Consider the following 18,540-nt stretch of genomic DNA (forward strand, 5'->3'; position numbering starts at 1 on the left):
TTACTTTTGATAATACTCTTAATAGTTGGTGCATTTTGCCTTTCCTCCTGCGGGAAGACCTTTGAAGTTAAGTTCGTTGATTCAATCACAAACGAAACTCTTAAAAACATTACAGTTGATGGTAAACCCTATCAAAATGGAGTTGCTAACCTTCCACAAGGGCCTCACAAAATATCAAGTGATTACTACTTACCAAAAGAAATTGATGTAAATAAAAACACGGAAATTGATCTTAAACCTAAGGCATACCTTGTGATTGCTCCAAATTGTGAGATCGATAAAGTTTTTCTAAACGGCAATGAAGTAAACGCAAAACATATTGTTGAAGGTGGTATTTCCCTTTATGCTGTCTCTCCAATAAAAGAAGGCAACTATGAGCTAAAACTCACAAGTGAGCTTTTTAAACCTTATATAAAAAGTGTTGAGATTACTTCAGGCAAAAATCTTGTAGAAGCAAACCTTGATGTAGATCCTGAAAAATTTGCTATTTTTATTGATTCACTCCAAAATATACTTGAGGTAGACCCTGTTAACATAAAAATAAAAGTTTTAGGAACTGCTAATGGCAACAGCGTTTCTAAAGAACTAACAATAAAAAAGGAATTAACAACCATTACTATTCAAGATTCAAACATCACATATTCTTTTAAAGACGGTATTTTATTGGATAAAGAAGTTTCCCAAGAAGAAAAAGAGATACTTTTATATGCAAAGCAAACAGTAGAATATTTTTTGAATGTTAAAACATTTCTTCCCAACATGAAACTTGAAAAAGTTGATAACGGAAGGTATTTTTTAGTTAACAACGGCACTTTTGAAGGAAACGAACTCGTTGAGCGTGTTGTCTTGAGCATTAAAGAAAGCAAAATCACAAACTTCAACATATCCATCATCCAGGAAAAATCGAACACTAATTTAGTAATCAGTGTGGAGGTAATTTAACATGGGATTTACTCATCTTCATCTACATACAGAATACAGTCTACTTGATGGACTTAACAAAATTTCTGAACTTTCAAAAAGGATAAAAGAACTTGGTATGGATGCTGTTGCAATTACCGACCACGGAAACATGTACGGAATAATCGAGTTCTACGAAGAGATGAAAAAGGCAGGTATAAAGCCCATAATTGGAGTAGAAGCTTATGTTGCGCCAAACGGTATGGAAAAAAAAGAGAAAGACGAAGAAAGATATCATCTTGTGCTCCTTGCAAAGGATCTTACAGGTTATATGAACCTTACAAAGATAGTTACAGAGAGTTATACAAGAGGTTTTTATTACAAACCAAGGGTAGACTTAGAAACTATAAGTAAGTATAGAGACGGCATTGTCGCACTATCTGCCTGCTTACAAGGAGAAATCTCCAAAAAGGCATTAAAAGGAGACATAAAAGAAGTTAAAAACGCCCTTTACAAGTATCTTGATATATTCTCAAAAGAAAACTTCTTTGTTGAAGTGCAAAACCATGGCCTTGAAGAAGAAAAAGCAGTTATTGAAGTTGCAAAGCATTTGAGAGATACGGAAGGAATAAAACTTGTTGCAACAAACGATGCACACTACCTAACAAAAGAAGATGCTTACGCACATGATATACTTCTCTGTGTACAGACCCTTCAGCCCGTTGATAGCGAAGATAGAATGCGTTTTCCAAATAGTGAATTCTATGTGAAAAGCGAACAAGAAATGAAAGAAGCCTTTCCCAACTTAGAAGATGCAGTTGAAAATACAGAACTCATTAAAGAAATGTGCTCTGTTGAATTTGATTTTTCCAAATACCATCTTCCTGTGTATAAGAAAGATGAGGCGTGGGATCCTTCAAAGAACAAAGATTACTTAACAGAACTAACAATAAAGGGAATAAAAGAAAAATACAAAGAAAACTACGATATTGCCTTAGATAGAGCAAACTACGAACTTAGCGTGATTGAAAATATGGGATTTACCGATTATTTCCTTATAGTGCAAGATTTCATAAACTATGCAAAGACGAACAAAATACCAGTTGGCCCAGGTAGAGGATCAGCTGCGGGTTCCATAGTGGCGTTTGCCCTTGGTATAACAGAAATTGATCCTATAAGATACAATTTATTTTTCGAAAGATTCTTAAATCCAGAAAGGATAAGTTTGCCAGATATCGACGTAGACTTCGCTGACACAGGAAGAGATGCCGTAATTGATTATGTAAGAAAAAAATACGGGGAAACCAATGTCGCACAAATTGCTACTTTTGGCAAAATGGAAGCAAGACAGGCAATAAGAGATGTAGGAAGAGCTCTAAAATTTTCTTTTCAGGAAACTGATAAAGTATCAAAACTCATTCCACAAGGTTTTAAATTAAAAGAAGCACTTGATTCCGTCCCAGAACTTAAAAAACTCTACGAAGATAAGCGTTTTAAAGAATTGTTTGATATTGCCATGAAACTTGAAGGGGTTGTAAGAAACTTTTCAACACACGCAGCAGGAGTGGTAATTGGAGATGCTCCACTTACCGACTATCTTCCCCTTCAAATAGATAAGGACAACTCCATTATAACTCAGTTTGATAAGGATGTTGTTGAACATATTGGCTTGCTAAAAATGGATTTTCTCGGTATTAAAAACTTGACCATCATTTCTGATACTATAGAGCTACTTTCCGAAAAAGGAATACATATAGAAATTGATAAGATACCTGAAGATGACAAAGAAACTTTTGATATGCTAAAGAAAGGTGATTCTGTTTCTGTATTTCAACTTGAAAGCGCCGGTATGAGAAGGGTGCTTAAAGGAGTCCAACCCGATAGTATTGAAGATTTAACTGCAGTCGTTGCTCTCTACAGACCTGGAACGATAAAAGCTGGGGGAATTGAAGAATACATAAATAGAAAATCTGGAAAAAATAAAGTGACATATCCACACCCAAAACTTGAGACAATCCTTAAAAACACCTATGGAATCATTGTTTATCAAGAACAGGTAATGCAAATTGCAAACGCACTTGCAGGATATTCAATGGCTGAAGCAGATACACTAAGAAAGGCAATCGGTAAGAAGATCGCCGAGATAATGAAAGAACAAAGAAACGTTTTTGTTGAGAGAGCAGTAAAAAACGGTGTTGAGAAAAGTGTAGCAGAAAAGGTATTTGACCTCATTGAATTCTTTGCAGGATATGGTTTCAATAAGTCTCATGCTGTAAGTTATGCAACTCTTGCCTATAGAACTGCCTACCTTAAGGCTCATTACCCAAAAGAGTATTTCACAGCAATTTTAAATTCTTACATTGAAAACGAAGATAAAGTCCACGAAACACTATTGGAAGCAAAAGCAAAAGGTATTAAAATACTTCCTCCTGATATAAACAAATCTGATGCAAAATTTAAAGTTGAGGGCGATGGTATAAGGTTTGGTTTTCTTGCTATTAAGCATGTAGGCGCTGCCTCAATTAATGAAATTGTTAAAGAAAGAACTGCAAATGGTGCGTATTCTTCTTTTAGGGATTTTGAGAGGAGAACCACTCCATTAAAGATAAATAAAAAAGTTATTGAATATTTAATAAAAGCTGGCTGTTTTGATTCTTTAGAGGAAGATAGAACAGCTCTTCTTACGAAAGATAATGTAGAAGCAGTTATCTCAAATACACTTTTTGCGGGTGTGCAAACCCAACCCAAAAAGGTTAAAACAACAAATGCAGATTTACTTAACTATGAAAAAGAAGCCTTTGGTTTTTATCTTACAAATAACCCTATTGAAGCTTATCTTGGACTTATCGAAGACCTTGAAGTTGACACTGTAAGTGAGCTTTTGTCTTCTATAACGAGTGAGCAAGAGGAAAACGAGTTTAAAGATACCGAAACTTTGGATGTAGAAAAGGTTAAAGTTGCAGGTATTGTTTCAAATGCAAAAAAGACAAAGACAAAAAACGGAAACTTTATACTGAGATTTGACCTTGAAGATGGAGTTCATAAAATACACTGCCTTGTTATGCCTCAGAATTTAGAAAAATTTTCAGAATACATCGATACAAACGGTGTTATAGTAATTTCAGGAGATCTAAGAAGAGAAGAAGATAGTATAACGCTTTTTGCAAATGATGTTATTAAATTTTTTACCGAAAAAGATATTAAAAAATCTGAAGATGGTGTTGCAATACATCTAAAACTTGACCTTGAAAAAGAGAATTTTTTAGAATTAGAAGAAAAGCTAAAGTCTCTTAAAGACCTCACGGAGAAATATAGAGGAGATACCCCTATAATTTTCCACGTTAAAGTGGATGGTATTTTGGCAAGAATACATCCTTCACCAAAGCATTCAGTGCTTAAAACAAAACCTTTTATGTCAAAATTAGAGGAACTCTTCGGAAAAGGAACATTCGAAGTAAAAGATATCTTTGAGTAGTTTGAAAACAAGGAAAATAATAATATAATAGAGTAAGTGCCGGAGTGGCGGAATTGGCAGACGCGGCGGACTCAAAATCCGCAGGGGTTCAGAGCTCCGTGTGGGTTCGACTCCCACCCCCGGCACCAAACTTCAAAATATGGAGGTCTTGTCATGGACTTAGGTCTTAAAGGGAAAGTCGCCTTTGTTATGGCAGGGAGTAAAGGTCTTGGCAAAGGTGTTGCAATGAAATTCGCAGAAGAGGGTGCTTTTGTTTCAGTTGTCTCAAGAGATGAAAACAACCTTCAAAAGGTAAAAGATGAAATTAAAGCTAAAACTCACGTAGATATTCTTACTATAAAAGGTGATGTAACGAACAAAGAAGATTTGCAAAACGCCATCAGTAAAACTGTTGAGAAGTTTAACACAATTCACATTCTGTTTGCTAATGCAGGGGGACCGCCTTCAGGAGGATTCTTCGATGTTGCAGTTGATGATTATCTTAATGCCGTCAACTTGAATCTTATGAGCACAATTTATGCTGTTTACGGTGTAAAAGACTACATGATAAAACAAAAATGGGGACGTATTATTGCTTCTACTTCAATTTCTGTTAAACAGCCACTTGATAATCTAATACTTTCAAATGTATCTAGAGCTGGTGTTGTAGCCTTTATAAAATCTGTATCAAATGCTCTTGCCACTTATGGAATTACTGCAAATGTGGTTGCTCCAGGTTATACAATGACAGAAAGAGTTGAGAGTTTACTTAAGGCGAAAGTCGAAAAAGAGGGTATCTCTTTTGATGAAGCACAAAAATCAATGATTGCTAATATCCCAATGGGAAGAATTGGCACTGTGGATGAATTTGCTTCAACGGTAGTCTACCTTGCTTCTGAGAAAGCCTCTTACATCACTGGTGTTGTTTTGCCGATTGACGGTGGATTTATCAAAGGAGTGTAAAATGATAAAATTTAACCCAGAGAAAGATATAGAAGCACTTCTTGAAGTTGCAAGATTAATGTGTGTTGCAGCAAGAACTGCTCCAAAGGGTAGTTGTAGCAAATACATTGGGAGAAATATTCGGAAAAGGTTTTAGAATTGGACATATGGGAAGTGTTACAAAAGACGAACTTCTTGTTGCCATTTACAAGATTGGGTTAACATTTGAAGAGTTTGGGTATAAGGTAAACTTGGGGAGTGCCTTAGAGAAATTTTCAAGTTAAGGTTCTTTGCATAAGTAAATAACCCAAAAATACAAAGAAGCCACCAATAATAAATAGGAGTGCATACCCAAGGTGGTAAGAGATAAACCCTGCAACAAACGAAGCTGTAATAACGCCAAAATTAATAGCCATATTAAACATACCTAAAGTTTTACCTCGTGTTTCATGAGATGTTAAGTTAGTAATTTGTAGCGTAAGAGGAATGTAAAGAAATGGCCATGTAAAACCTAAAACAATGAAACCTATATAAGTAAAAAGCTTTACAAAACCAACCTTTAAAAATAAGAAGATGCCAATTAATAAAAATATAATACTCCTTGTAATTAGAACACCTTCAATAAAAATCTTATCGAGTTGCTTGTTCTTACTTGTTTGCCTCACAATGAAAAAAGCAATATTTCCTCCCAAACTATTTGCTGCAAATAGAAAAAATACAAACTGTGATGAGACTTTAAAATATTCCTTTAAGAAGACTGCAAAAATCGTGAATAATAGGTTAGCACCAAAGAATATTATAAAAATCGCAAAGATTAAAAGTCTTAATTGTCTATCAAGTTTTTTAATATTAATTACTGAAAAAAATTCCCAGGTAAACTTTGCAGCTTTAAGAAAAATAATTTTTGTTGCCCTAATATCTGGGACTATCCTTATTACGATTTTTCTTCTCTCTAATGTAAGAACAGAACTTATCAAAAGTAAAATTGATGAAATAAAAAATACGATTTTTAACTTTTTCACATCATCCAGATTTTTTATGGTATTGAGAAGGAAACTTCCAAAAAGCATTCCGATTGTTGAGCCTATGCTATTGTAGAGGTTTAAATTGTTTATTTGTCTACGCACAAAACCATCGTCACCTGCCTTTGAAAGTTGTAATGTCATTGCAGGCCCTGTAAAGGATATCATGATACCCAAAGAGGTAGAAAGTAAGTAGTATAGATAAATTGATTTCACAAAAGCCATAAGGATGATAATTAAAGAAGATGAAAGGAAGCTTAAATAAATAAGTAATGATACTTTACGAATTTTATCAAGAATTATACTTGAAGATATCGAACCTATGAGGTTCCCCAGAGAAAAAAAGGCAACAGCAACAGAGGCACTTTGAATATTTCCATTTAGAGCAATAACCACATACAAACTCAACACTATGTTGAGGATTGAAATCGATGCTCCTTGTAGTGCAAAAGAAACAAACCACTTTTTTAAGCCCATATTTTAAATCCAAAAGAATGCTTTTGTAGTATACCCTAAATTGGGTTATAAACAAAAAGCCTATACTTTATTATGTATATCAAAATAAAAAATCATGTCAAGAAAAACTAATATGGAAAGAAACCCCCTAAAGGCTTTTCTGTCATCCTGAGGAGCGCATTTTCCATGTCATCCTGCCTTCATTTTCCTTGTCATCCTGAGCCACTTTTTTTCTTGTCATCCTGAGCACGTTCGCTTTGCTCAGTGTAAACTTAAGCGAAGGATCTCAAAAACCGAGGGGGGAACAGATCCCCCTCGGAACTCCCCCAAATACAAGAAAACACATGGGGAGCACCCCCTCAATGCTCCCCCCACTTCCTCCTGTCATCCTGAGCACGTTCGCTTTGCTCAGTGTAAACTCCAGCGAAGGATCTCAAAGTTGAGGGGGTAAAAGAACCCCCTCAATACTCCCCCCACTTCCTCCTGTCATCCTGAGCGATAGCGAAGGATCTCAAACTTGAGGGGGTAAAAAGCACCCCCTCAAGGCTCCCCAAAAAAGCATAAACGGATGAGATTCTTCACTTCTTACGCCCTCAGAATGACAGCATAGGATGAACGAGGAGATTCTTCGGCTTCGCCTCATAACGACTCTCATTAACCCAATTTCAGTAAAACTCAATGGAAGGCCGTAAAACTTCAAGCCTCCTATTAAAAACATATACGTGTTTGTAAATTTATTTAATGTGGATCTTTAGGGATACCATCAAAAACATCAACGCTATTAATCCTATCATAAGCATAGCTGGTAGTTGTGTGAGTGTTCGGGTCATAATGGGTTTCGGGGAGTTTGGGTAAGCTAAAACCACTTGTGTATACCTCAAAATGAGATTTCCCAGCACCAGTTGTGCCACCAACTGTACCCCAGTAGAGAAGCGAAAAATCCTCCCAGGTAACGCTTTCACCAAGAGGTGCAAATGGATAAGGTTTCCCAACATACTCTTTCAAATAGACTCGGACTTTGGTGCTTTGGTGAGGTTGCAGTGCAGGTATTGGAATATCTCTCATCGGCTCAAAAACTGGATAATAAAGAGGGTATCCACCATTGTAGCCTTTTTTAAGTCCGTAAAGGAAGTGTGAGAAATACGGGTTAACTCCGTCTTCATGCCACTCCCACCTTACATCTATATTCAATTTTCCAGGGCGCGAAGGCTTATCATAGTTATTTGTGATTGTAATATCCAAGTATGCAGGTCTATATAAATACTGCGGATCGGCTTTAAGGAATGGGCAATTAAGCGGATTTGGAGTAGATGAGTTAGTTGAGTTAGCAAGACTTTCTCCAATTCCTTTTGCTGTCTTTTTAACTATGTCAGTAGTCATTTCATTTGCAGGAATGCCTGCCTCCGTTAGAGCTTCCATTGCAAGATAGTCAAGCCCAGCTTCTGTAAGTTGGTCAAAATTTGGAAGTTCTGGAGGAATTCCAAGAGACGCAAGCCCATAATCTACAAGTGCAGTTAGCGCTTTCTTCAATTCATCACGCAAACTATCGGGAAGTAGAGGGAAGTTTTTTGCAACAAAATTAACCAAATAAGCTTTTAAGTTTGCATATGCCTGTGATACCCAATTTGTAATTTTTGCTATTACATCTACTAAAGACTTAAAGAAACTAACAATCCCATCCCATAACTCTCCCCAGAAAGATTTATCTTCTTCTCTATCCCAAATTTGGATTTTACTTCCTGGTTCAAGCCACTTCCAGAGGATTTCTTTTTCATATCGCTCAGGAGTCATTGAAGGATCGTTCATATAATAATGCATATAGGGATAAAGCGTATCTGTGCCATTTGTTACCTTAAAATTAAGCTCATACCAATGGGGATAACGGTAAACAACGTAGTAATGTGCCCAATCTGGATGCTGCCACTGAATAGGTTCGTAATGTGTTATTTTGACAGAGGGTATATACAACGGGACTGAAACTGTTTTGGAAGTATACCAAATTATGGGATTTTGTTTTTCATAATTAACTTTTATAACTTCTGATACTGAATAATTCTCGCTTCCTACAGAAGTAGATGGAACAAATGCAACTGCACGCACATAGTAAGGAATTAAATCCCCAGGTTTTAAAGTTGAGTCTGAAGGTGCAAAATCATGGAATTTAACTGCAACTGCATTTTGATCTCCGGAAGGTGCTTTAGGGATTGGTAGCGTGTATGTCTTTGAGTAGACAAGCCCTACAGGATTATTAACCGGGTCTTTGCTATCGAAGGGTTTTGCCGAGATTTGTAGAGTAATCGATTTTGTGTTGCTTGGAAAATTTTTAAATTGAAACCATCTTACTTCTTCTGCCACACTTTCAGCGTTAAAACCAACTTCTTTTAAATGCATTAAAACGTTTGGAAATTCTCCATAGTGTGTAATATCACCAAGTCTCTGCGTTGTCCAGATTTCAAATGATGAGGGAATAAAGACTTTTCTGCCGTTTATAGTAGCCTGTATTAATTTCGGTGAGCCGATGAATTTGTCACCGTAGAGCACTCTTATACCTTCGCCAGGGTCTCCAATACAGTTCATATTTTTATCCACAGGGACAGCTCTTACATAGTAAGTTTGTTGAGATGGAGTTTTTCTTACATTTAGTAGCGGACCTGACAAAGATAAAGGAGTGAATTTTGAAAAGTCAATAACAAATTCCTTTGTTGCTGGAGATATAGTGCCCGTTGCAACAAGCCCAGGTGGGTTTTTCCAGTTATCTACAAAACCGACAAATCGGGCTTTTGATACCTGCCAAACGATTGCATGAGGAGAAAGTGTTCCATAATCTGCATAAAAATAACGTTTCTTATTTGAAGAGGCTTCTATAAAAGCTCCGTAGTCTGCTTTCGTGTAGATCGAACCTGATGCAGGTTGTGTTTTATCTGTGGGTTTACTTAAAGGTTTTTCTGCACCTGTTGCTGCATACAGTGTAAGTTTTGTTTTATACAATGGCGCATTCAAAAGTGCTTTAAAATCAAGATTTTTGAATTTATCTTCTTCACTCATAGGTGACGGTGGTGGCGTAAGCCTTAGTGTTGCATTAATTGATGTTCTAAAGTTTTCATAAGTCCTCTTTACTAAAATAATACCTTGTTCTCTTGTGGTGTTTGAAAGTGGATCAATTTTGTCTTTTGATACGCCTTTTATTATGTTGTTTTGAAAACAGAATTTCATTGATTCAAGTGCCCATGGAGCAATCTTATTTGCATCCTTAAATGGAAAATCGTTTGGTTTTACTTTAGGAAGATTCTTGTAGCTTTTTGAAAGAGCACGGTAAATCATCGTTGTAATTTCTTGCCTTACTATGGGAAGCGTTGGTGAAAATTTACCACCACCTGTTCCTTTCACTATACCCAATTGATACGCTTTTATAATTTCAGGATTTACCGTATCAGAGAATAGAGAAGCACCTGCAGTAACAGTTTTATTTGTAAGTTTTGTGTAGAGCTTAACAACAATTACACAGAATTCCTCTCTTGTGATTGGCTGCTGAAATTTACCCATGATGTCAGGATACGTAAGCCCGTAATTATAAGCCTGTGTGAGTTCTGAAACTGCCCATTTGCTTGCCGTGTTGTCTTTAAAAATTGGAGTGTCTAATCCAAAAACTTTTACTCCCCCAAAAAAGTTTAGAAAAAGCATTACAAAAACTAACCAAATTGTTAATACTTTAGTAAACACCAACATAAGCGCACCTCCTTTAGTCCCCTCTTATGTCAAAAAAATTTACATATACTACTACTCTAAAGTATAAAACTAATCAATTAATTTTGCAAATTATAGTTGACATTAAAAAAATTTTTCAAAATTCTAAGTTTGTTTAAAAATTTTCTTATCTTAAGTAAACATCTATAAGAAGAGGCTACGGTAGAGTAAAAATTGATTTTTTAAAAAATGTATATATAATGTTAAAATGAAAGGGGATTTTAAGTGAGAAGAGGTTATGCTTTAGTATTAGTAACAATAATCATAACTCTAATGATTATGGGCCTTATAAATTCAGTATCCGTATGGTTAAGGACGCATGCTTTAGAATTAAACGAAACTTCGGGAAGAGAAGTTGCCTTATATGTAGCACAGTATGGCATTAACGAAATGATATACAACATAAATAACGGAACGGCATATTCAGATGGAGCTTCTATAAACGGAACAACACCAAACGGGTTTACATATACAGCTACATATTACCAAACCGATACTTTTGGAGGTTCTGCATACATAAAAGGAGAAGGAACAGCATACGGATATACAAGAGTTATATATGCATCGATTATTAGTTTAACTTCATCTGACTTTTTTAAATACAACCTCTATACTCGGGAGGGAAACTACACCAAAACAAACTCAAATGTAGATTACATAACATTCTATAACTCAATTTATGGACAAAATTATTTTTACAACACAACTTCTGGTGTGCTTCCCGACCCACAATTTGCATGGTATACAAACCCAAATAACTATCTTGCAAATGTATTTAGAAAAATAAATTCGAGTAATACAAATTATAATTTCAACTTAGACGCACCTCTATATAATAAACGAGTTGTTTTTATTAACTATACAGGAAATAGTAGCACTGCAACATTAACAGTTAACTTCAATAATTTAAGATCCAACAAAACACTGAGTATCATTACAAACTACCCCAATGTTTATTTCCAGTTGAATCTGGAACAATTAATAGGAACGCAAATAACCTGGAGTGCTCGTAAAGCATCCGGTGGAAAATTTTATCCACTATTTTTACATGTCCCTAAGGTAGGAAGTGGAAGTGTATATATTAACTTAGATTATTCACAAACAGATACAAAAACTATAATTTTTGAAGGCTTATTCTATACAAAATCACCTGTTACTATTGAATACGGAGGCTCTTATTGGGGATTTTTAAAAATCTTAGGTCAAATGCTTGCAGACTCACTTTTAACCGATTGGGATTATTACGAATCTTTTCTTGGCATTCCAATAGATATAAATGGCGACGGATTATACACTACAGAAACAATATTTGATTATGTAGACTACCATAGCAAACTTCCAAAACCTTTTTCAAGCACAGGTGGCACACAAATAGAATACATGGTTGGCACATATAGAGAGGAATACTAATGAGAAAAAGGGGCTTTACTTTAGTAGAAGTTGCCATTGCTATTGTTTTATTTGCAATAGTTACGCTTTGGAGCATAAATGTATTAATAAATATGTCAAAAGGAAGCTCTACAACCGAGGATTTAACCATTGCAACACTTTTAGCATCTCAAAAAATTGAAGAACTAAAAAGTCTTAGTTATGATGAACTTAATAATACGCAAAACGTAATTACTCCTACAGACTTTCCTTCGCCTTACGAAAATTACCAGTATACACTAAAGATTAAAAAAGATGAGCAAAACGATTACGCAATATTTATAGTTACTGTCTCAGTATACAAGAAAAATAATTCCACACCACTTATTACAATTGATGCAAACTACATTAGGAGAATTTCTGATGGCAAAAATATCGGCTTATAGAAGAGGCTTTACAGTTATTGAGATATCTATTGTAATTGCAATTATCTTAATTATTGCAATCCCTGTATCTGTATTCATTGCAAACTATTCACAGGGTTTTATTGTAGAAAATATCCAGGTTAAAGAGCAGTATTATCTAAACATTATCTTACAGGATTTAGAGCAGAGAATAAGAAGGGCAGACGCAAACTCAATTGCTTTTGACACTACAAATAAAATCCTTAATTTTACCTATATTGACGCAGAAATTGATGGTAGCAAAAAAACAACCCTATACTGTAGATACGTGCTTGAAAATCCACAAACCGATAACGCAATTTTTAAAAGGGCTGTTTCAACTGACTCTAATACTTCACCAACGATTTTTCCACCGGGACTTGAGAAAGGAATTATCTACGACTTTAATGTGCAATTACTAACAACCGATACCTGCACCATAACCCTTACTTCAAAAACAGACTTTGTTTTACAAAAAACCATATATCTATTAAACTATTAAATAGGAGATAAATTATGGGAAATTTGCTTTTGGGTATTACTTTAAATGAAACTGCTATGCGCTGTGCAATCATTGAAAACACTGAAAACAATTTTAAAATACGTGCACTTAAGGAATTTACATATCCAAATTTTGAAGAGGCACTAACAGATAAAACACTTATCAATTCGGTAAGAAGTTTCATTAAAAATTTTAGATACGTAAATTGTGCAGTTTCTATACCACAGAACGTTGCCTTTACAAGGATTAAAAATGTCCCAAAATTACCAAACGACAAAATTTTTAAATTGATACAATCTGAAATAAAAGATTACGCAATCTTCAAACAAGAAAACGTTGCTCTTGGTTTTATAAAAGTTGATGATAATGCCGATAGCCAAAATGTCCTCTGGGCAGGCATTAAAGAGCCAATCTTACTTAATATTCTAACTTTTTTAAAACAGTGTAAAATAAAAGCAAACATAATAACAATACCACAAATAGGAATAGTTTTTGGAATAAGTGAATTTTATAAAGAAATCGATCCGTATGTAGTGATTAACATTGATAAAGATTCAACAACACTAACAGCAGTGCAAGGAAAAAAGGTTCTTTACAATTACATTCAAGATATAGGGTATGAAGTATTTGAAAAAGATGATGTCTCCTCAAAAAACATCTTTATTGGAAACATTGTTTCAACACTAAATTTTATAACAAGAACTCAAAACATTTCCATTAAAAAAATTTTTCTTATAGCACACACTGATATTACTACTCAAATAGTATCAAGTTTATCTAACAGGCTTCCTCTAGCACCAATTATGCTTTCAATACCTGAATCAATAGAAATTATAAACGAAGAAGATTACTTAGAAATTCAAAAAAACCAGGGAAATAAATACTTTGTTTCTGTTGCACTTGCAGTTCTCTCACAACTAAAGGAAAAAGATATAAGTTTAAAAATAAACGAATACTTTGTAAGAGAAAGAGTCTCTGAAAGTCTTAAAGTATTTGCAACTGTCTTGACGTTGATTGTAATAAATGGTGCGGCGGTAATTGCCTACCCCATTTTAAAAACAAACCTTACAGAAGTTGAAAACAACATAAAAAATGTTTCTAAATCAATCTCAGAAATTTCTATTCCCTCATTGGATGTTAAAAAACTACAAGATGACCTTCAATCATTAAAAGATAAAACTACCAAATTGCAACTACTTGAAAATTCGTTAAATGACAAAGTAAAATTTTCAACAGTTTTGGACGATCTTGCAGTAAGATTACCTTCTTCAACTACAATTGAAACTTTAGCAATAAAAGAAGACAATACCATCTTTTTAAGGAGTATTACAAATTTGTGCAAAAGCGCTTTTGACTACGAAGAAAATCTTAGCCGTTCAAACGTAGTGGAAAACCAAACTGTTCTAAGGGTCATAAATGATAAAACTCAAAATGTTATTTTTGAAATGGAAATGAAAATAAGGGGTAAAAAATGAAAAAAGACCAAAAAAGCAAAATAAGGTTTTTTATAATAGTAGTAATCGTTGAGATTATTTTAGTTATTTCAATTATATCCTATTTAGGCATTCTTTTAACAAAAAAATCAGGCGAATTAAGTGCTAAAACACAAGAACTCCAAGATTTAGTCCAAAGTGTTCATACTATTGAAACTCTCAAAAATGAAAATGAAAAAGAAAATGAAAATCTTACGAATTTGAAAAGCAAATTTTTTAATGATGATTCACTACTTACCTTCTTAAAAAACTTCTGCAATAAAGCAAACATTTACAATTTAGAAATATTTACTATGGAGTTTGGCACTCTTTCCCCAGTTGTAGACACTTCCCCTCCGCTAAAGAAGCTTCCTGTAAGCATATCAATGAGAGGAAGTTATAGAAGTCTTACAAACTTTTTAAAGTATCTTGAAAGTAATAAAGAACACATTGAAGAAATTGACCTTAACTTTAGTAATGATACCGTCCTATTGAATATGGTGTTTTACGTGCAAACTAACTCTTTAGACAGATGGGTTTACGAAGGAGCTATTAATGAATAAAGAGTCAAGGATTGGAGATCTTCTTATAAAGCTTGGAAAAATCACACCACAACAATTAGAAGAGGCTTTAGAAGAACAGAAAAGAACCCAAGAAAAATTAGGAGAAATATTAGTAAATAAAGGTTTTATAACACCATTAGATCTTTCAAAAGTTCTCGAAGAGCAGACAAACATACCTTCAATTTCTTTATCTAATATCAAAATTGGTGAAGATGTTTGCTCACTTATTCCTGAAAGTTTTGTAAGAATAAATAAAGTTTTACCAATAAGTAAAACTTCCGACACTGTAGAAGTTGCCGTTGTGCCACCCATTAACCCGCAGGCTCTTGAAGATATCAAATTAATGACAGGGCTTAAAGTAAAACCGTATATTGTATCTGATGCCGAATTTGAAAACGCACTCAACAAGGTATGCTCAATTAAAAAGAAAATTAGTGAAACTCTTTCCCAAGTTGAAAAAAAGAAGGAAGGTAGAGAAATTAAAATCATTTCTACAGTTCCCACTGGAGCTGAGCCCGTCACTGTTGCACTCACAAACTCAATCATATCAGATGCAATAAATCAAAATGCTTCAGATATCCACCTTGACCCACAAGAGTTTTACACTCAGGTAAGATACAGAATCGATGGTATTATTTACAATGTGTTAACCCTACCAAAGGATGTTGCAGAATCAATTACAACCCTTATAAAAGTAAATGCTAACATGGATATTGCAGAAAGAAGACGCCCCCAAGATGGACACTTTACCGCTAAATACGAAGATGAACTTTACGATTTTAGAGTAGGCACAATGAGTAGTTCCTTTGGAGAAAAACTAAACATCAGGATACTCAGTAAGCGAAGATTACTAATGCCTCTTGAGAGACTTGGTATGCTTAAAGAACAATTTGAAATTTTCCTTAAACTCATTAAAAAACCTTACGGTATTATTCTTGTAACAGGTCCAACTGGCTCTGGAAAAACAACTACATTATATTCTGCAATATCAACCTTAAATACAGGAGAAAAAGAAATCGTAACACTTGAAGACCCTGTTGAATACGATCTTCCAGGTATTGTGCAAATTCAAATAAACGAAGAAGCGGGTATAACATTTGCAACAGGTTTAAGGTCTATACTGAGGCTTGACCCTGACATCATCATGGTAGGAGAAATTAGAGACCTTGAAACAGCAAAAATAGCAGTAGAGGCTTCTTTAACAGGGCACTTGGTATTAGCATCAATGCATACAAACGACTCTTTTTCAACCCCAATAAGACTTCTAAACCTTGGCATTGAACCGTATTTGTTGTCTTCATCTCTTATAGGAGTTATCGCTCAAAGACTTGTAAGGGTAATTTGCCACAACTGTAAAGAAAGTTATATTCCAAGTGAAATAGAAAAACAAGCGTTTCTAAAAGAGTTATCAAATGATATTAGTGAACTATACATAGGAAAAGGCTGTTCAATTTGCAATAACATTGGTTTCAGAGGAAGAACGGGTGTCTTTGAAATACTTGAAATTAATGAAAACATCGCTAACATGATTGAAAAGTCTACTCCATACGAAAAAATTAAGGAAGAAGCTCTTAAATCAAAAATGATTACCTTAAGACAAGCAGCACTTATGAAGGCAAAAGAAGGGATAACCACTTTTAGTGAGGTAGAAAGGGTTTTTGGACTATGAGCCAATTTAAATATACCGCCTATGATAAAAAAGGCAAACTTGTAAAAGGCGTTGTAGAAGCTTCTAAAAAAGAGGAAGCAAGAAAACTCGTTGAGAATATAGGCTTGTATCCTTTTTTTATAGAAGAAGTTAAACAAAAGAAAATCTCGCTATTTGATTTTGCACACAAGGTAAAAGACGAAGAACTTGTTTTATTTACACATGAATTTGCATCTCTTATGTCTTCTGGTTTAACGGTTGTAGACGCCTTACAAGGTTTAGCTGAGCAAAGTGAAAATAGCTATTTTAAAAGAGCATTGTTAGATATAAAGACAAAGATTGAAGAAGGAAGTAATATTAGTGACGCATTTAAGAGTCATCCAAGAATATTCTCGGACATCTACATAAGTTTACTTAAGGTTGGAGAGGCAACAGGTAGGTTAGATGTAGTACTTAATGGCATGGCTACTTACCTTGAGAAAGACCTTGATATAAGAAGAAAGATAGCAAATGGTTTTGCATATCCAAAGTTTGTTGTTCTTGTTGTAACTTTTGTAGTTATATTCATGCTAACCGTAGTTCTTCCACGTTTTGCTTCGATGTTTGCTTCAGCATCTGCAAAATTACCCACTCCTACATTGGTATTACTAAATATCAGTAATTTTATCCGTTTTAAGTGGTATGTTATTGTTGGGCTTATAGCGCTCATCTATATGCTTTACAAAATTATTTACTCCATACCACAAGGAAGGTTAATGATTGATAGCATTAAACTGAGGCTTCCTCTATTTGGAAGAATTACAACCCTTGGGACACTCACAAGATTTACAAGTACTCTTGCCCTTATAATAGAAAGCGGCATAAACTTATTAGAAGGAGTTGAAATAACTTCCTCTGTTACTGGTAATGCCTACGTTATGCATAAATTAAAACAGGTAGAAGAACACATTAAAAATGGGTCTAATTTTAGTGAAGCACTTATCCAAAGTAAGTTTTTCCCAAAAATTTTAATTCAAATTGTGTCAGTTGGCGAAAAGGCAGGGAGACTTAGCAATTCATTAATGACTATAACCAACCTATGGGAGAAAACTCTTGATTACACAATCAAAAATCTTTTAGCAAAAATTGAACCTACATTGATCATAGTTCTTGGTGTGATAGTTGGGTTTATTGCCGTTGCAATGTATTTACCAATGTTTACACTTCCCACAATCATTGGAAAATAATCAAAAGATTGACTTATCAATACTAAATTCATAAAGATTGTCGTTTATTCTTATAAGCGTTGAATTTGCTTGCTGTAAAATATGATCCAAAAGATCTTTTGATAGGTAATTAACAAGCGTGCTTGAGAAAAATGCAAAAAAACTATTATCTTCGTAAGTAAAAGTTTTAAAATAGTTTTCTTTACCTCTGTAAAATGTTGTAAGAAAGATAGAAAAATCTACACTTGTTTTATAGAAAATATTCACTGTATTCAATGCGCTTGTTGGTAAGACTAATTCTTTTCCTTTCGATAGAAAGTATTTGACATTAGACATCTCTTGCAAATTAGAAGCAATACCCAAGCCTAAAGTATAGGTATCGGAAAGATTATCTTCTGCCTTATTAGCAAAAATTTTTTCAACCTCAGCCTTATTTAAAGTTCCGTTATGCATAAGATAGTAATCAAACCCATTTTTTAAAGTAAAGTGATATGGATGATTGTTAATCACATTAATTGCCCCAAGTAAAGCCTTCCTTGCATGGATTGAAAGTATATAGGTATCAAAAGAAGAAACAAGTTCCTTAATAAAATTTATTTCACTACTTTCAAAAATTGGTTGAGTAGTTCTAAAATGATAAGAGCTTACCGTATTTTTACTTCTCCCAAAGAAAACATAGCCATAACCATCGCTATGGGAGATTGGGGTGTCTCCGTAAGTAGGGTCAAACTTAGAAGAAGACACAAGAGCGGTAAGTAAGCTATTTGCTATAGTGTTATCTTCTTTTGTGCCTCTTAAAAATAGGATCCTGCACATATCTA

The 18,540-nt window shown here is 34.4% G+C and carries 13 protein-coding genes, 1 tRNA gene and 1 pseudogene; 12 read left to right on the forward strand and 3 right to left on the reverse strand.

Going from position 1 to position 18,540, the window contains the following annotated elements; genetic code table 11:
- The 5 genes and pseudogenes from K6343_00650 to K6343_00670 all read left to right on the forward strand — a co-directional run.
- On the forward strand, nucleotides 1-942 hold a 942-nt coding region (locus K6343_00650), incomplete at its 5' end, for a hypothetical protein (protein ID MEF3244484.1).
- Nucleotide 943: 1 nt separating this feature from the next.
- Nucleotides 944-4,375: pseudogene (locus K6343_00655) on the forward strand (DNA polymerase III subunit alpha).
- A 38-nt stretch (nucleotides 4,376-4,413) separates the two neighbouring features.
- Nucleotides 4,414-4,503: transfer RNA gene (locus tag K6343_00660), tRNA-Leu, on the forward strand.
- A 25-nt stretch (nucleotides 4,504-4,528) separates the two neighbouring features.
- On the forward strand, nucleotides 4,529-5,317 hold the full coding sequence (locus K6343_00665) for an SDR family oxidoreductase (protein MEF3244485.1): 789 nt from the start codon (nucleotides 4,529-4,531) through the stop codon (nucleotides 5,315-5,317).
- Nucleotides 5,318-5,424: 107 nt separating this feature from the next.
- Nucleotides 5,425-5,580, forward strand: coding sequence for a hypothetical protein (locus tag K6343_00670; GenBank protein MEF3244486.1), 156 nt, complete (start codon nucleotides 5,425-5,427; stop codon nucleotides 5,578-5,580).
- Here K6343_00670 and K6343_00675 read toward each other — a convergent pair.
- Nucleotides 5,572-6,795 (reverse strand): MFS transporter, encoded by a 1,224-nt coding sequence (locus K6343_00675; GenBank protein MEF3244487.1) that lies wholly within the window; start codon nucleotides 6,793-6,795, stop codon nucleotides 5,572-5,574. The genes K6343_00670 and K6343_00675 overlap by 9 nt on opposite strands.
- A gap of 717 nt (nucleotides 6,796-7,512) precedes the next feature.
- Entirely contained in the window at nucleotides 7,513-10,500 is a 2,988-nt protein-coding gene (locus K6343_00680; GenBank protein MEF3244488.1) for an S-layer homology domain-containing protein, read from the reverse strand.
- 243 nt (nucleotides 10,501-10,743) lie between these two features.
- Between K6343_00680 and K6343_00685 the strand changes: the two genes are divergently transcribed.
- Genes K6343_00685 through K6343_00715 form a run of 7 tightly spaced genes read left to right on the forward strand, consistent with a single transcriptional unit; the run spans nucleotide 10,744 to nucleotide 17,740 of the window.
- Nucleotides 10,744-11,928 carry a hypothetical protein gene (locus tag K6343_00685; GenBank protein ID MEF3244489.1) on the forward strand — a complete coding sequence of 395 codons (1,185 nt, stop codon included), beginning with the start codon at nucleotides 10,744-10,746 and terminating at the stop codon, nucleotides 11,926-11,928.
- Entirely contained in the window at nucleotides 11,928-12,332 is a 405-nt protein-coding gene (locus tag K6343_00690) for a prepilin-type N-terminal cleavage/methylation domain-containing protein (protein ID MEF3244490.1), read from the forward strand. The genes K6343_00685 and K6343_00690 overlap by 1 nt, the downstream gene beginning before the upstream one ends.
- A complete protein-coding gene (locus tag K6343_00695; GenBank protein ID MEF3244491.1) occupies nucleotides 12,310-12,831 on the forward strand; it encodes a prepilin-type N-terminal cleavage/methylation domain-containing protein in 522 nt (173 codons plus the stop codon). The genes K6343_00690 and K6343_00695 overlap by 23 nt, the downstream gene beginning before the upstream one ends.
- A gap of 14 nt (nucleotides 12,832-12,845) precedes the next feature.
- Nucleotides 12,846-14,306, forward strand: a complete 1,461-nt coding sequence (locus tag K6343_00700) for a hypothetical protein (protein ID MEF3244492.1) — start codon at nucleotides 12,846-12,848, stop codon at nucleotides 14,304-14,306.
- A complete protein-coding gene (locus K6343_00705) occupies nucleotides 14,303-14,866 on the forward strand; it encodes a hypothetical protein (GenBank protein MEF3244493.1) in 564 nt (187 codons plus the stop codon). Before K6343_00700 ends, K6343_00705 begins: the two co-directional genes overlap by 4 nt.
- The gene (locus K6343_00710) at nucleotides 14,859-16,535 is read left to right on the forward strand and encodes a GspE/PulE family protein (protein ID MEF3244494.1); all 1,677 of its coding nucleotides are present in this window, start codon (nucleotides 14,859-14,861) and stop codon (nucleotides 16,533-16,535) included. The genes K6343_00705 and K6343_00710 overlap by 8 nt, the downstream gene beginning before the upstream one ends.
- Nucleotides 16,532-17,740 (forward strand): type II secretion system F family protein, encoded by a 1,209-nt coding sequence (locus K6343_00715; protein ID MEF3244495.1) that lies wholly within the window; start codon nucleotides 16,532-16,534, stop codon nucleotides 17,738-17,740. The genes K6343_00710 and K6343_00715 overlap by 4 nt, the downstream gene beginning before the upstream one ends.
- Here K6343_00715 and K6343_00720 read toward each other — a convergent pair whose 3' ends face one another.
- On the reverse strand, nucleotides 17,741-18,535 hold the full coding sequence (locus tag K6343_00720; protein ID MEF3244496.1) for a class II glutamine amidotransferase: 795 nt from the start codon (nucleotides 18,533-18,535) through the stop codon (nucleotides 17,741-17,743). It lies immediately after the preceding gene.
- Nucleotides 18,536-18,540 lie beyond the last annotated feature (5 nt).

Source organism: Caldisericaceae bacterium (assembly GCA_036574215.1).
Lineage (GTDB): Bacteria > Caldisericota > Caldisericia > Caldisericales > Caldisericaceae > Caldisericum.

Bases quoted from the DNA above. Each gene is read 5' to 3' on its own strand.
- K6343_00665 (MEF3244485.1), top strand. From the start codon at position 4,529: ATGGACTTAGGTCTTAAAGGGAAAGTCGCCTTTGTTATGGCAGGGAGT.
- K6343_00675 (MEF3244487.1), bottom strand. From the start codon at position 6,795: ATGGGCTTAAAAAAGTGGTTTGTTTCTTTTGCACTACAAGGAGCATCG.
- K6343_00680 (MEF3244488.1), bottom strand. From the start codon at position 10,500: ATGTTGGTGTTTACTAAAGTATTAACAATTTGGTTAGTTTTTGTAATG.
- K6343_00690 (MEF3244490.1), top strand. From the start codon at position 11,928: ATGAGAAAAAGGGGCTTTACTTTAGTAGAAGTTGCCATTGCTATTGTT.
- K6343_00695 (MEF3244491.1), top strand. From the start codon at position 12,310: ATGGCAAAAATATCGGCTTATAGAAGAGGCTTTACAGTTATTGAGATA.
- K6343_00700 (MEF3244492.1), top strand. From the start codon at position 12,846: ATGGGAAATTTGCTTTTGGGTATTACTTTAAATGAAACTGCTATGCGC.
- K6343_00705 (MEF3244493.1), top strand. From the start codon at position 14,303: ATGAAAAAAGACCAAAAAAGCAAAATAAGGTTTTTTATAATAGTAGTA.
- K6343_00710 (MEF3244494.1), top strand. From the start codon at position 14,859: ATGAATAAAGAGTCAAGGATTGGAGATCTTCTTATAAAGCTTGGAAAA.
- K6343_00715 (MEF3244495.1), top strand. From the start codon at position 16,532: ATGAGCCAATTTAAATATACCGCCTATGATAAAAAAGGCAAACTTGTA.
- K6343_00720 (MEF3244496.1), bottom strand. From the start codon at position 18,535: ATGTGCAGGATCCTATTTTTAAGAGGCACAAAAGAAGATAACACTATA.